At 68.9% G+C, this 257-nt stretch carries 1 protein-coding gene; it reads left to right on the top strand.

The window, feature by feature from the left end:
* Positions 1–16: 16 nt before the first annotated feature.
* The coding region (locus tag IH09_RS36330; protein WP_318279680.1) for an acyltransferase domain-containing protein at positions 17–257 on the top strand (241 nt) is incomplete at its 3' end.

Genomic DNA, 257 nt, shown 5'->3' with positions numbered 1-257 from the left:
CGCTGAGGCTGCGGATGTGGTGCGGGAGCGTATTGCTCCGTTCGGGGAGCGGTTGTCGCTCGCCGCGGTGAACGGTTCGTCGGCGACGGTGGTGTCGGGTGAGCCGGAGGCTTTGCGGGAGCTGGCGGACTCGTGCCCGGAGTCGGTCCGTACCCGCATCATCCCCGTTGATTACGCCTCGCACAGCGCTCAGGTCGACGACCTGCGTGAGGAGATCCTGTCGGTCCTGGACGGCATCGCCCCGCGCGAGGCGTCGA

The organism is Streptomyces celluloflavus (genome assembly GCA_000720995.1).
Classification (GTDB): domain Bacteria; phylum Actinomycetota; class Actinomycetes; order Streptomycetales; family Streptomycetaceae; genus Streptomyces; species Streptomyces celluloflavus.
This window is presented reverse-complemented; position numbering and strand designations above follow the sequence as displayed.